Source organism: Staphylococcus nepalensis (assembly GCF_014635045.1).
In the GTDB taxonomy this organism is placed as follows: domain Bacteria; phylum Bacillota; class Bacilli; order Staphylococcales; family Staphylococcaceae; genus Staphylococcus; species Staphylococcus nepalensis.
On record NZ_BMCF01000002.1, the window covers coordinates 316,197 to 329,995 of the forward strand.

Sequence of the window (13,799 nt, forward strand, 5' to 3'; positions counted from 1 at the left end):
TAATATGTCAGATTATTTAAGTGTTTCGGCTTTAACAAAATATATCAAATATAAATTTGACCAAGACCCACATTTACAAACTGTACTACTTAAAGGTGAGCTTTCTAACTTTAAAAAGCACAGTAGTGGTCACCTTTATTTTAATGTTAAAGATAAAAATAGCGTTATTAGCGCGATGATGTTCAAAGGTAATGCCTCAAAAATAGATTTCGAACCAAAAGAAGGGGACGAAGTATTATTAGAGGCACGCGTTTCTGTGTATGAAAGACGTGGTAATTACCAGATTTATGTCAATAAAATGCATATTGATGGAATTGGTAATTTATATCAAAAATTAGAACAATTAAAAAAGAAATTAACTAAAGATGGCTATTTTGATTCAAACCATAAAAAGTTAATACCTAAGTTCCCCCAAAAAATCGCAGTATTAACTGCCGGTACAGGGGCTGCGATACGTGATATTCATACTACAATCAATAGTCGCTACCCTTTAGCAGAACAAATTCAAATTAACACCTTAGTACAAGGGGAACAGGCTAAAAACGATATAATTGAAAAAATAAAGCAAGCTGATGAATTAAATGTAGATACAATTATAATCGGACGTGGTGGCGGTTCTATTGAAGATTTATGGAATTTTAACGAAGAAGATGTGGTAAAAGCAATTTATGCTTGTGAGACGCCTATTATCTCAGCAGTAGGTCATGAAACAGATTTTACATTAAGTGATTTTGTGGCAGATGTGCGTGCAGCAACGCCTACTCAAGCCGCTGTTATGGCTACGCCAGATCAATATGAACTTAGACAATATCTCCAACAACTCAAGCTTTCGCTTACAAGGTTTATTAACCAACATATACAACAGCAAAGAAAGCATTTAGAACATGTTGCTTCTTACTACAAATTTAAAACACCAACTCTGTTATATGATCAACAAATTCAAAAGCGTGATGATTTAGAGAAACAGCTTAATTTAAATATAAATTTCAAAATCAATCAGCATAACCAACAATTACAGTTAATGAAACAGAACTTTAACTTAAAATACTTTAAGCAAAGTATCCACAGAGAACAAACAACGATTTCTCAAAAACAAATGGAACTTAATAAATTAATGAATCATTATATTACAAAACAAAAAAACAATTTAACTGCCAAACTAGAAAGCTTAAATAATCTGAGTCCAACAAATACAATGTTACGTGGTTACACTATTGTAAACAAGGAAGACAAAGTGATAACGAGCACTAATGATTTGGTTGAAAATGATAACATTGTGTTAACAATGAAAGACGGCATTGTTGATGCACAAGTTAAGAAAGTAAGGTGTAATGATGACCAATAACACGCAAAGTTTTGAAGAAATGATGAAAGAATTAGAAAATATAGTTCAAAAATTAGACAGTGAAAATGTTTCATTAGAAGAGTCTTTGAATTTATATCAACGCGGTATGACCTTATCTGCTAGTTGTGATGAAACATTAAAAAATGCTGAAAAAAAAGTGAATGAACTAATGTCAGAAGAAAGTACTGATAACGTTCAAGAAACGGATAAGGTAGAAGATAATGACGAATAATAAAATGAATCAATTAATCAAAGAAATCAATCAACTATTAGGACAAACGATTCCTCATTCCTCACTGGGTACAGATTTAGAAGACAGCATGCGATACTCATTAGAAGCCGGAGGTAAACGCATTAGACCGGTTTTACTATTATTAACATTGGATATGCTATCAACGGATTATAAACTTGGTTATACATCTGCACTCAGTTTAGAAATGATTCATACTTATTCATTGATTCATGATGATTTGCCACCAATGGATAATGATGATTATCGTAGAGGTAAACTTACAAATCATAAAGTTTATGGAGAATGGAAAGCCATTCTAGCTGGGGATGCATTACTTACTAAAGCTTTTGATGTTATTGTCAACGATGCAAATCTCAAAGATAGTGTGAAAATGAACCTTATTAAACGTTTATCGTTTGCCAGCGGCCATTTAGGTATGGTTGGTGGACAAACACTAGATATGCAAAGCGAAGGCTCTGCTATTGACCTAAATACTTTAGAGCACATTCACCATGCCAAAACAGGGGCGTTATTAAAATTTGCTGTAATGGCAGCAGTAGATATATCTGAACCTGAACAAAATGTTGCCGATTTATTAGAAACATATAGTGAACACCTTGGTTTAATGTTCCAAATCAAAGATGATTTATTAGATGTATATGGCGATGAAACAAAATTAGGAAAAGCCACAGGCAGTGATATCGAAAATGATAAAAGTACCTATGTATCATTATTAGGTCAAAGTGGTGCTGAAGAAAAGTTACAATCACATACTAAATCTGCGTATGAATGTTTAGAACATTTACCAAAACAATATGATACACGTAACCTTGAATACGTTATAGAATTGTTCAATAATAGAGAATCTTAAATATTTCATAAGCGCGTCATTTTTACTTTAGTTTAAAACATAACAACCAAAAGAAAAACAAATCGTAGATAGGGCCAGGGATTAGAACCTAATTAACTCATTAGAATTTGTGATTGGAACAGTACTCGCATTTTCAAAAATTTTTCTGTTCCATTATACATGCTTTTGTTAGCTAGAAAAAAGTTAAGAACTAAAACTTTGTTTTAAGAAATTTAACTTTAGAAAAGTTTAAGATTAAAAGGCTACATTAGGTCAAACGCATGTGTAAGCACATTTTTATTTTTACAGCACTATCTATTACTTATAATACATTTTGTGGCCGAGACATTAATAACGTCTCGGCCACTCATTTTTGTTGAACACAAACTATTATACTCGTTGGTAATGCTAGCAATATAATGGCCAACTTTACTTTGCGATACCTTCAAAGGGTAAGTCAACCAATGCTAACAACAATCCTCTATGTATAAAAGGTTGTTTATACTTTGAAATTTATAAACATATAAATAAATATTCATAATTTGACAGATACCACTATACTTAGTACTTTCAAAAATGATGAATTTGCCACAATTATAAACTATTAATAATTGCTTATCACTCGGTATATCAATATGGCGTTGCGATTTTATAAAATTAACTTTAGTAGTAGTATCATCTTCCATGTGTTAAAATCATTGTATAAATATTCGTTTATAGAGGTGCTATACATGGCTAAAAAATCAGTAAGACATATAAAAATAAGAGAAATTATCTCAAATGAAAAAATAGAAACACAAGATGAATTAGTAAAACGTTTAAATGAATACGAATTAAACGTAACACAAGCGACGGTTTCAAGAGATATCAAGGAATTACAATTAATCAAAGTCCCCACACCGTCAGGACAATATGTTTATAGCTTGCCAAATGATAGAAAATATCATCCCTTAGAAAAACTTGGCCGTTATTTGATGGATTCTTTTGTGAATATTGATGGGACTAGTAATTTACTTGTACTTAAAACATTACCAGGTAATGCACAATCTATCGGAGCTATTTTAGATCAAATAGATTGGGACGAAGTCTTAGGTACAATCTGTGGTGACGATACTTGTTTAATCATATGTCGTGATGAATCTGCCAGTGAAAAGATTAAAACGCGTATCTTTAATTTATTATAAGTTTAAGGAAGTGATTAATACATGCTACAAACCTTATCTATTAAACAATTCGCAATTATTGATGAATTAGAAATACAATTTGGGCAAGGTCTGACTGTTTTAAGTGGTGAAACAGGCGCCGGTAAATCCATTATTATAGATGCAATTGGACAATTAATCGGCATGCGTGCTTCATCCAATTTTGTTAGACATGGAGAGAAAAAAGCAATCATTGAAGGAATCTTTGATATCGATGATAGCAAAGAAGCCATCTCGATTCTTCATGATTTATCTATTGATGTAGATGAAGACTTTTTATTAGTCAAAAGAGAAATTTTCAGCTCTGGTAAAAGTATTTGTAGAGTCAATAACCAAACAGTTACTTTACAAGACTTACGTAAAATTATGCAAGAATTGTTAGATATACATGGCCAACATGAAACGCAAACATTATTAAAACAAAAATATCATCTACAATTATTAGACAATTATGCAGAAAATACATATAAAGATTTACTCGATAAGTATGTGGTAACTTATGATAAGTATAAAGCTAAGAAAAAAGAATTAGAGGATTTAGAATCAGCTGATCAAGCTTTATTACAACGTTTGGACTTATTAAAATTTCAATACGAAGAATTGCAAGAAGCAAATTTACTTGAAGATGAAGTAACACAACTTGAAATTGATATCAAACGTATCCAAAACTCAGAAAGTTTGAGTTTAGCATTAAATAATGCACATGTTACATTAACTGATGAACATGCAATTACAGATCGTTTGTATGAATTAAGTAATCAATTGCAATCTATTAGCGAGATACTACCTGATAAATATGATCGTTTGAAAGAGGACGTAGACCAGTTTTATTATACGCTTGAAGACGCTAAACACCAATTATATGACGATTTAACCAACACAGAATTTGATGAACAATATTTAAATGAGTTAGAATCTAGGATGAATTTATTAAATAGTTTAAAACGTAAATATGGTAAAGACATTAATGAGCTCATCATTTATCAAGACAAAATGGCAGATGAAATTAATAAAATAGAAAATTACGAAGAAAGTACTGCGCAATTACGCCAAGAAATCGATGATTTATACCATAATGTTATCGAATTAGGCGAAAAACTATCAAAAGAAAGACGAAAGGTTGCACAATCATTGCGTAATCATATAGTAGACGAAATCCAGAATCTTCAAATGAAAGATGCTAATTTAGAAATCTCATTCAAAACATTAGATGTGCCAAATCGAGAAGGTATAGAGCTTGTTGAATTTTTAATCAGTCCAAATAAAGGTGAACCATTAAAAAGTTTAAATAAAATTGCCTCTGGTGGAGAACTTTCTAGAATTATGCTTGCATTAAAAACAATTTTTGTTAAAACAAGAGGACAAACAGCAATATTATTCGATGAGGTTGATTCTGGCGTCTCTGGCCAAGCCGCACAAAAAATGGCTGAAAAAATGAAAGGGTTAGCTAAACATATTCAAGTCATATGTATTTCTCATCTACCCCAAGTTGCTTCTATGAGCGATCATCATTTGTTTATTAGTAAAAATACAAGTGCAGATAGGACGACAACACAAGTCCAAGAATTGACAGGAGAAGAACGAATCGATGAAGTAGCAAGAATGATTTCTGGAGCAAGCGTGACTAAACTCACTAGACAAAATGCTAAAGAAATGATTGAGCAAAACCATAAATCATAAATAAGATATCGCTTTTATTTTGTTATTTTAGGGAAAAGACTGAGTAAGACAAATAATCAGTGAAGGGTGTCGATTTTATGCAGTACCAACATTTAATTGAACCGTCAAACACATTAACTGGAAATGTAGCTGTTTTATATGCAAATGACGAGAAAATGATTGCTGTTTTAGTAAAGGCGTTAATGATGACTGATATTGATATCTACATCTACGATACACAAGATACTACTGAAATCATACGTTCTTTTAACTTAGAGTCACAAATTTTAAATAGAATTCATACTTTTACGTTTTCAAGTGATTATCAATTATTGAAACAATGTTCAGAAGATTTATCTCGTGGAAAAATTTCAGTTTTAATGAAAGGCAATATGAAAGCTTCTTCACTCTTATCATTTATATTGAGTAATAAAAACTTTATAGATAATTATGGCTTTTTAAATCACCTCGTATGTTTCAATGTACCAAATTATCATAAAACATTAATGGTTAGTGACGTAGCTTACAATATTTCACCTACCATAGAAGAGAAAAAACAAATTATTAATAATTTAGTTCATTTTAGCAAAAAAATAGGGTACACCCACTTTAACATTGGTTTATTATCTTCAGTAGAATCCCCTCATAAAAAGATTCAATCCTCAGTGGATGCTGAAAAAATTAAACACATTTTTAATAGGGAAGCAAACGACTATTTAAATATTGATGGCCCCATTCTTTTTGATAATGCAATTAGCAAAAAGAATGCAATTCAAAAGAACATTAAATCTAATATTGCTGGAGATGTTGATGCGTTGATTGTCTCAAATACTGATGTTGGTAGTGTGTTGTCTAAATCATTGGTTTATTTTAGTAATGCCAGTGTAGCAAGTTTATTACTTGGTGCAAAATTCCCAATCGTATTCACATCAAGAACTGAGAACAAACAAAATAAATTGGATTCTTTATTACTTGCTTTGAGAGCACAAAATTAAATTCAACTACTAAATTTATTTGAATTATTACACTAATATTAAGGTTATTAATTTTATAATGGCAAAATTTGATGTAAAATAGTAAAGGATATTAGTTAATAGATCAATTTCGAGTTTAAATTTTATATTATTCTAATTAATAGGTGCTGAGTTTTTCTATTAATTGAATTCTTATTGTAATCATTGTCGATAATCTTATAACATGGTAATCGATTAAAAGTATTGGTTTCTTCTAGTAATCATAAATTCAAGTGTGTATCGTTTTTTAATGATTTTAAAGTAAAGATACTGCAAACAAATCACTTTTAAAATTTAAAGGTGATTTCATTGGCATGTTTAAATAAATAACTTTGAAACAATATAGTTTACACAGTATGTGATTACCGTTTGAAATTTTGTTGGGCTAGTATATTTTAAACACTATATTTCTAGTTATCATCATATCATTTCAGGTAAACTAAATTTTAATCAATACAGCATACATAAACTTGTATAAATAGGATGCTTTAAGAAAAGGCTAATATGATAGTTAGGAGTCAAAACATGGCAGATGAAAAATATGATTTAGTAATTTTAGGTGGAGGAACAGCTGGATACGTATCAGCGATCAGGGCGTCTCAGCTAGGTAAAAAAGTGGCGTTAGTAGAAAAATCTATGTTAGGAGGCACATGCTTACATAAAGGATGTATACCAACAAAAGCGCTTTTGAAATCTGCTGATGTGTTGAGGACAGTAGCAAATTCAAGCGAATTTGGCGTCGATATAGATAATTTCAAATTGAATTTTTCGCAAATCCAAGCACGTAAAAATGAAGTGGTTCAACAAATGTTTAGTGGCGTTAAACAACTGATGGATCATAATAAAATAGATGTTTTTAATGGCGTTGGACGCATTTTAGGTCCTTCTATCTTTTCACCACAAAGCGGCACAGTTTCAGTAGAATACGAAGATGGAGAATCCGAGTTAATACCAAATAACAATGTACTTATTTGTACTGGATCTAAACCTATGTCATTACCATTTTTACCATTTGATGGAGACATAGTGTTATCTAGTGACGATATATTAAAATTAGACGAATTGCCACAATCGCTTGCTATCATTGGTGGCGGGGTTATTGGTTTAGAGTTTGCGTCTCTCATGGTAGATTTTGGTGTTCAGGTTTCAGTAATTGAAGCCGGTGAAACTATTTTACCGACTGAAAGCAAACTATTGGCTAAGTCTCTACAAAATGAATTAGAAAATAGAGGCGTGACATTTTACATAAATACACAATTAGCAGAAGCACAGTGTTCAGTAAACGAAAATAATATTGAATTAATACTCGGAGAAGATGTTCAAGTATATGACAAAGTATTAGTCGCAATTGGTCGTAACCCGAACACTACAGATATCGGGTTAAACAATACGAAAATTGAGTTGACCGACAAACAGCACATTGTTGTTAATGAATATCAACAAACAAAAGACAAACATATTTATGCTGCTGGTGATTGTATAGGTAAATTACAATTAGCTCATGTTGGTTCAAAAGAAGGGTTGACAGCTATTGAGCATATGTTTGATGTTTCGCCAATACCTATAGATTATAATAAAATGCCTAAATGTGTTTACACCCAGCCTGAAGTTGCAAGTATTGGTAAAAATAAAAATGAAGCGACTCATGAAGGTATAAAAGCAAAAGCAGTTAAAGTGCCATTTAAAGCAATAGGGAAAGCAGTAATTGAAAATACCAAAAATCTAAATGGCTTTTGCGAAATCGTGATTGATCAAGAAAATGATACGGTATTAGGCCTCAATATGATCGGACCACATGTGACCGAACTTATTAATGAAATATCATTGTTCCAATTTATGAATGGTTCAACTTTAGAATTAGGTTTAACAACCCATGCACATCCTTCACTTTCAGAAGTGTTAATGGAACTAGGATTAAAAGTTGAAAACAGATCAATTCACGTTTAATTAAGGAGGATTCAAAATGTTTGATTATAAATCAGCAGGTCTTAGTAAATCTGAACTACAATCTATGTATAAGTGGATGGATTTAGGCCGAAAAATTGATGAACGCATGTGGTTATTAAACCGTGCAGGGAAAATCCCATTTGTTATAAGTTGTCAAGGACAAGAAGCAACACAAATTGGAATGGCTTTTGCAATGCAAGAGGGAGATATTTCATCACCCTATTATAGAGATCTCGCACTAGTAACATATTTAGGTATGACTCCGCTAGATTCAATGTTAGCCGCTTTTGGTAAACGTGATGATATTAGTTCTGGCGGAAAGCAAATGCCATCACATTTTAGTAAAAAAGAAAAAGGCATCTTATCTCAAGGTTCACCAGTAGCAACACAAATTTTACATGCGGTCGGTGCAGCTTTAGCACTCAAAATGGATAACAAACAAAACATCGCAATGACAACTGTAGGTGAAGGTAGTTCAAACCAAGGCGATTTCCATGAAGGATTAAACTTTGCCGGCGTACATAAATTACCTTTTATTTGTGTCATAGAAAATAATAAATATGCTATTTCTGTACCTGATTCATTACAATATGGTGCAGAAAAATTATCAGATCGTGCGTTAGGATATGGTATTCATGGTGAGCAAGTAGATGGTAACGATCCGATTGCTGTTTACAAAATAATGAAAGAAGCGCGTGAGCGTGCATTAAACGGTGGCGGCTCAACTTTAATTGAAGCGATGTGTACAAGGATGACAGCACATTCGTCTGATGATGACGATACATATCGTCCACAAGAAGAACGAAACGCGTTAAAATCATTAGATTGTAACCTTAAATTTAAAGCATTTCTATTAGAAGAAGACATTATCGATGAACAATGGTTAGAGGAAGTAGAGAAAGAACATAAAGAGATTATAAATCAAGCGACAAAAGAAGCTGAAAAAGCACCTTATCCATCACCAGAAGAAACTTATACACATGTTTACGAAGAAGGGAGCTTAAATAATGGCTAAAATATCTTATTTAGAAGCTATCCAACAAGGCTTAGATCAAGCAATGGAAAAAGATGACAACGTATTTGTATTAGGAGAAGATGTTGGTAAAAAAGGAGGCGTCTTCGGTGTAACGTTGGGATTACAGGAAAAATATGGCATCGCACGTGTATTAGACACGCCCTTAGCCGAATCTAATATTGTAGGGACTGGCATCGGTGCAGCAATGATGGGAAAACGACCAGTTGCTGAAATACAATTTGCAGAATACATTTTACCTGCTACAAACCAAATTATGAGTGAAGCGGCAAAAATGAGATACCGTTCAAATAATGATTGGCATTGTCCTATAACAATCCGTGCTCCTTTTGGCGGGGGTATACATGGAGCGTTATACCATTCACAAAGTGTGGAGTCTATTTTTTCATCTACGCCAGGTTTATCTATTGTTATCCCTTCTTCGCCATACGATGCAAAAGGGTTACTGCTCTCATCTATTGAGTCTAACGATCCCGTTTTATATTTTGAACATAAAAAAGCTTACCGCTTATTAAAAGAAGAAGTGCCAGATTCATACTATACTGTGCCGATTGGTAAAGCGGATGTAAAACGTGAAGGTGAGGATATTACAGTATTTACATATGGTCTATGTGTAAATTACTGTATACAGGCTGCTGATATGTTAGAAGAAGAAGGTATTAATGTAGAGGTAGTTGATTTACGTACGGTATATCCTTTAGATAAAAAAACAATCATTGAAAGAGCAAAAATGACAGGGAAAATATTATTAGTCACTGAAGACAACCTAGAAGGTAGCGTTATTTCTGAAGTTGCTGCTATTATTTCCGAAAACTGTTTATTTGACCTCGACGCGCCTATCATGAGATTAGCTGGACCTGATGTGCCATCAATGCCGTTTGCGCCGACGCTTGAAGATGAGTTTATGATGAATCCAGAAAAAATAAAAACGAAAATGCGTGAACTCGCAGAATTTTAAGGAGGCACAATCATGGAAATTAAAATGCCTAAACTCGGCGAAAGTGTACATGAAGGAACAATAGAACAATGGCTGGTTTCTGTAGGCGATAAAATCGAGGAATATGATCCTCTTTGTGAAGTGATTACTGATAAAGTAACAGCTGAAGTACCTTCTTCTTATGCAGGGACAGTTCGCGAAATCATTGTTGAAGAAGGTACTACTGTTGAAGTTGGAGAAGTTATTTGCTACTTAGAGACAGAAGAAACAGTATCGAACGATAGCGATCAGACCCACCCAAAAACTGAAACTGAAGTGAAATCAACACAAAATGATAAAAATACAAAGGGTCAAGCGCATAATAATACAAGTTTATCAGAAAGCGAACCTAAAAATAACGGTAGATTTTCACCTGTAGTATTTAAACTGGCTTCTGAACACCAAATAGATCTTCCCCAAGTTACGGGTACTGGCTTTGAAGGTAGAGTAACTAAAAAAGATATTGAAAATGTCATTAAAGAAGGAACTCATAGAATAGGTTCTGAAATCATTGCACCTAAAGATTCTCCTAAAGTAAGTAAGCAAGTTCAATATAATGAACCTTCTCCAGGTTCAGCTATACCAGTTAATGGTGTACGTAAGCAAATAGCAGAAAATATGGTGCACAGTGTCAATGAAATTCCACATGCATGGATGATGGTCGAAGCTGACGCTACGAATCTTGTTAAAACGAGAGATTACCATAAAAACAGTTTCAAAGAAAACGAAGGTTACAACTTAACTTATTTTGCATTCTTTGTTAAAGCTGTAGCTGAAGGGCTAAAAGCATATCCGCTTCTAAATAGTAGCTGGCAAGACTCTGAAATAGTGATGCATAAAGATGTTAATATATCAATTGCCGTAGCTGATGAAGAGAAACTATATGTACCAGTTATTCAAAATGCGGATGAAAAATCACTTAAAGGTATAGCGAGAGAAATAAATGATTTAGCTCAAAAAGCACGTAACAAAAAGTTAAGAACAGAAGATATGCAAGGTGGCACATTCACAGTGAATAACACCGGAACATTTGGTTCAGTGTCATCGATGGGCATCATTAACCACCCTGAAGCAGCTATTTTACAAATTGAGTCTATTGTTAAAAAACCCGTAGTCATTGAGGATATGATAGCAATTAGACATATGGTTAATTTATGTATTTCGATTGATCACCGTATTTTAGATGGCTTACAAGCAGGAAGATTTATGAACTTTGTAAAAACAAGAATTGAGCAATACTCTATTGAAAATACAAGTATATACTAAGATTGTTATTGCATTATTTATCAAATGCTCAATGTTTTTAAAATTAGAGCGATGTATTTCATATTTATATTATGTTTGCGTGGAATACCATTTCGTCCTCTCAGCTAAACATCAAAACGCTTGATATAAATGTATTTTGGTACCAGTTACCGGCTAACAATTTTATACCATGATGCAGCTCTGACATTGCTTTGTCATAAGTATTTGTTAAAGATGTCATTAAAAAGAAGTAAGCCTTTGAAATCAAAAGTGTTCATTTTGGTTTCTAGTTTACTTCTTTTATTTTATATTTTAAGTATTTATTTCAATGTCTTTAACGTTTCCATGGAGTTTGTCATGCCTTACACATTGAACGCACATGTTGAACTATTGTTTAGATATTAGTAGAATGAAGTTAATAAATTGATAATGAAAGGTGATTTGAAAATGGATTTAAATTTTGATTTATATATGAATGACGTAGTAAGCCAAGCTAGAAATGAAATAGAAGAGGCTGGATATGAGCAATTAACAACTGCAGAAGAAGTAGATAAAGTATTAAATCAAGATGGGACTTCACTCGTTATGGTGAATTCAGTTTGTGGTTGCGCAGGTGGCATCGCAAGACCAGCAGCAACACATGCTTTACATTATGATGTATTACCAGATAGACTTGTTACAGTTTTTGCTGGGCAAGATAAAGAGGCAACGCAACAAGCAAGAGATTATTTTAAAGGTTATGCGCCATCTAGTCCATCATTTGCGTTAATAAAAAATGGTGAAATTACTGAGATGATAGAACGTCACCAAATCGAAGGTCATGATGTCATGGATGTCATCACTCAATTACAAAACTTATTTGAAGCATATTGTGATGAAAGATAGAGGATAAATCGATGTCGCGGTTAAATCCATATCGAATCGGATTTAGAACAATTAAAACAGCTATCGGCATGGCACTGGGGATTATTATCGCTAAATTCATAGGTTTAGATAATTTTGCTTCTAGTGCCATTTTAGTTGTGCTTTGTATTAAGCACACGAAAGTACACTCTCTACAAGCAATTGTATCTCGGTTTGTCTCATGTTTATTAATCTTAATTATAGGATCTTTCGTTTTTAGTTACTTAGGTCAAAGTGCCATTGTACTCGGACTCATCGTACTTCTGTTTATACCACTCACTGTAGTTTTCAAAGTACAAGAAGGCGTGGTAACAAGTTGCGTTATCCTACTTCACGTGTTTAACGCAAATACCATCGATATACACTTATTTATAAATGAAGTTTTACTGTTAATTGTAGGTCTTGGTATTGCTTTTATAATGAACTTAATCATGCCTAGCTTAGATTTTAAATTAAAGCAATATAAAGACGAAATAGAAAGTCAATTTATAGTTATATTTGAAAGATTCAGCGCTACGTGTAAAGACCCAAAGCAAACTTTAAATATTTCTTTTAATCAATTACAACTCACAATTCAAAAAGCAAAATCAATAGCCTTTAGAGATGTTAAAAACCATTTTGTTCGTAACGAAAATTCTTATTACCACTATTTTGATATGAGAGAAGAACAACTAGAATTATTAGAAAGAATGGCTAAAATGATTAATCATATTGAAACGCAAGATGCAATTTTGTCAAAAATATGTGGCTTATTTTCTGAAGTTGCTACAAATGTAAATAGTAATGATTATACAGTGTTAAGATTGCATTCTTTATATGAAATAAGAATAGAACTAAATCAATTAGATTTACCAAAATCACATGCTTCTTTTAGAACGAGAGCGAATATGATGCAATTGTTAAATGAATTGGAAAAATATTTAGAAGTCAAATCACAATTTGGTTCTTTAAAACTGCACAAAAATAAAAAACTACCAAACCTTTCATAAAATAATAAAAAGCGAAACATATACAAATTGATCACCTTAACTTGTATAGTGAGAAAGCATAAAAATCTATCTTTTTAAAGATTTTGTATAGCTCTGGCAAGTATAATTAGAAAAGGTGCAAACGTTGAAATTTTTTTACAAGCAATCTGAAGAGACCTATCTGGGTCTCTTTTTTATATAAAGGAATCAATAGGGGTATATGACATGTGAACTCAAGTTTATACTTAATTGCTAACCAACTTTATAATCGTATTACAACGCTCATAACTTATATCCATAGACGCATTTTGATTCTAGGTATTCTCCTCACCAATATTATAGATAAACGTATGATATTGACGTTGCAAGTTTTTTAGCTAGTTTTTAAAATTAGATTAAAAAAATATCATTTAACGATGGCATCAA

The 13,799-nt window shown here is 32.5% G+C and carries 12 protein-coding genes; all 12 read left to right on the forward strand.

The genetic code is table 11. The features are described 5' to 3' along the window. The first annotated feature begins 4 nt into the window (after nt 1-4). Nucleotides 5-1,345: an exodeoxyribonuclease VII large subunit gene (xseA, locus tag IEU88_RS04630; protein ID WP_096809556.1), complete on the forward strand. Its 1,341-nt coding sequence runs from the start codon at nt 5-7 to the stop codon at nt 1,343-1,345. Continuing rightward, complete coding sequence (locus tag IEU88_RS04635; protein WP_229719009.1) at nt 1,335-1,577, forward strand: exodeoxyribonuclease VII small subunit; 243 nt, start codon at nt 1,335-1,337, stop codon at nt 1,575-1,577. The genes xseA and IEU88_RS04635 overlap by 11 nt, the downstream gene beginning before the upstream one ends. Beyond that, nucleotides 1,567-2,448 carry a polyprenyl synthetase family protein gene (locus IEU88_RS04640; RefSeq protein WP_096809562.1) on the forward strand — a complete coding sequence of 294 codons (882 nt, stop codon included), beginning with the start codon at nt 1,567-1,569 and terminating at the stop codon, nt 2,446-2,448. The genes IEU88_RS04635 and IEU88_RS04640 overlap by 11 nt, the downstream gene beginning before the upstream one ends. Before the next feature lie 710 nt (nt 2,449-3,158). Next, nucleotides 3,159-3,611, forward strand: coding sequence for a transcriptional regulator AhrC/ArgR (gene ahrC, locus IEU88_RS04645; protein WP_096809565.1), 453 nt, complete (start codon nt 3,159-3,161; stop codon nt 3,609-3,611). Nucleotides 3,612-3,632: 21 nt separating this feature from the next. After that, on the forward strand, nt 3,633-5,309 hold the full coding sequence (gene recN / locus IEU88_RS04650; RefSeq protein WP_096809569.1) for a DNA repair protein RecN: 1,677 nt from the start codon (nt 3,633-3,635) through the stop codon (nt 5,307-5,309). A gap of 77 nt (nt 5,310-5,386) precedes the next feature. After that, a complete protein-coding gene (locus IEU88_RS04655; protein ID WP_103373628.1) occupies nt 5,387-6,283 on the forward strand; it encodes a phosphate acyltransferase in 897 nt (298 codons plus the stop codon). A gap of 543 nt (nt 6,284-6,826) precedes the next feature. After that, nucleotides 6,827-8,248 carry a dihydrolipoyl dehydrogenase gene (gene lpdA, locus IEU88_RS04660; RefSeq protein WP_103373554.1) on the forward strand — a complete coding sequence of 474 codons (1,422 nt, stop codon included), beginning with the start codon at nt 6,827-6,829 and terminating at the stop codon, nt 8,246-8,248. Between the two features lie 16 nt (nt 8,249-8,264). Beyond that, nucleotides 8,265-9,263 carry a thiamine pyrophosphate-dependent dehydrogenase E1 component subunit alpha gene (locus IEU88_RS04665; RefSeq protein ID WP_103373553.1) on the forward strand — a complete coding sequence of 333 codons (999 nt, stop codon included), beginning with the start codon at nt 8,265-8,267 and terminating at the stop codon, nt 9,261-9,263. Further along, nucleotides 9,256-10,239: an alpha-ketoacid dehydrogenase subunit beta gene (locus tag IEU88_RS04670; RefSeq protein ID WP_103373552.1), complete on the forward strand. Its 984-nt coding sequence runs from the start codon at nt 9,256-9,258 to the stop codon at nt 10,237-10,239. The genes IEU88_RS04665 and IEU88_RS04670 overlap by 8 nt, the downstream gene beginning before the upstream one ends. Before the next feature lie 12 nt (nt 10,240-10,251). Next, nucleotides 10,252-11,523, forward strand: coding sequence for a dihydrolipoamide acetyltransferase family protein (locus tag IEU88_RS04675; protein ID WP_103373551.1), 1,272 nt, complete (start codon nt 10,252-10,254; stop codon nt 11,521-11,523). A gap of 426 nt (nt 11,524-11,949) precedes the next feature. Beyond that, the gene (brxB, locus tag IEU88_RS04680; RefSeq protein ID WP_096809582.1) at nt 11,950-12,387 is read left to right on the forward strand and encodes a bacilliredoxin BrxB; all 438 of its coding nucleotides are present in this window, start codon (nt 11,950-11,952) and stop codon (nt 12,385-12,387) included. A gap of 11 nt (nt 12,388-12,398) precedes the next feature. Next, the gene (locus tag IEU88_RS04685; RefSeq protein ID WP_096809584.1) at nt 12,399-13,394 is read left to right on the forward strand and encodes an aromatic acid exporter family protein; all 996 of its coding nucleotides are present in this window, start codon (nt 12,399-12,401) and stop codon (nt 13,392-13,394) included. The last annotated feature ends 405 nt before the right edge of the window (nt 13,395-13,799 follow it).

Coding starts and splice junctions, on each gene's coding strand:
- xseA (WP_096809556.1), top strand. CDS start 5: ATGTCAGATTATTTAAGTGTTTCGGCTTTAACAAAATATATCAAATAT.
- IEU88_RS04635 (WP_229719009.1), top strand. CDS start 1,335: ATGACCAATAACACGCAAAGTTTTGAAGAAATGATGAAAGAATTAGAA.
- IEU88_RS04640 (WP_096809562.1), top strand. CDS start 1,567: ATGACGAATAATAAAATGAATCAATTAATCAAAGAAATCAATCAACTA.
- ahrC (WP_096809565.1), top strand. CDS start 3,159: ATGGCTAAAAAATCAGTAAGACATATAAAAATAAGAGAAATTATCTCA.
- recN (WP_096809569.1), top strand. CDS start 3,633: ATGCTACAAACCTTATCTATTAAACAATTCGCAATTATTGATGAATTA.
- IEU88_RS04655 (WP_103373628.1), top strand. CDS start 5,387: ATGCAGTACCAACATTTAATTGAACCGTCAAACACATTAACTGGAAAT.
- lpdA (WP_103373554.1), top strand. CDS start 6,827: ATGGCAGATGAAAAATATGATTTAGTAATTTTAGGTGGAGGAACAGCT.
- IEU88_RS04665 (WP_103373553.1), top strand. CDS start 8,265: ATGTTTGATTATAAATCAGCAGGTCTTAGTAAATCTGAACTACAATCT.
- IEU88_RS04670 (WP_103373552.1), top strand. CDS start 9,256: ATGGCTAAAATATCTTATTTAGAAGCTATCCAACAAGGCTTAGATCAA.
- IEU88_RS04675 (WP_103373551.1), top strand. CDS start 10,252: ATGGAAATTAAAATGCCTAAACTCGGCGAAAGTGTACATGAAGGAACA.
- brxB (WP_096809582.1), top strand. CDS start 11,950: ATGGATTTAAATTTTGATTTATATATGAATGACGTAGTAAGCCAAGCT.
- IEU88_RS04685 (WP_096809584.1), top strand. CDS start 12,399: ATGTCGCGGTTAAATCCATATCGAATCGGATTTAGAACAATTAAAACA.